Origin of the sequence: Novosphingobium malaysiense (genome assembly GCF_000802225.1) — a bacterium.
GTDB classification, from domain to species: Bacteria; Pseudomonadota; Alphaproteobacteria; order Sphingomonadales; family Sphingomonadaceae; genus Novosphingobium; species Novosphingobium malaysiense.
In genome coordinates, this window is the sequence record NZ_JTDI01000077.1 from 1 (window position 1) to 246 (window position 246).

General features: G+C 58.5%; 1 protein-coding gene. It reads right to left on the minus strand.

Going from position 1 to position 246, the window contains the following annotated elements; translation table 11 throughout:
* A partial coding sequence (locus LK12_RS23550; protein ID WP_039290955.1) for a gamma-glutamyl-gamma-aminobutyrate hydrolase occupies positions 1 to 195 on the minus strand: 195 nt, incomplete at its 3' end.
* Between the last annotated feature and the right edge of the window lie 51 nt (positions 196 to 246).

Below are 246 nucleotides of genomic sequence, written 5' to 3' on the forward strand. Positions count from 1 at the left end.
GTCCAGATACTGCTCGAGGTCATCGATACCGCAGCAAGTGGGCACCAGCACCGGCACACAACCGGAGAACTGGACCAGAGGCTGGATGTATTTGTGAGTCATTACTTGGTAGTCGTGGCCCTTGCGCTCTTGAGCGCCCATGGACATCAGCACGACGGGCTTGCGGGAAGTGTTGCGGATCTTGTTCTCGGACATACGTCACCTTGGGACAGGCCGGGCCTGTCGTTGCTGTGCAGACCGGTGTAC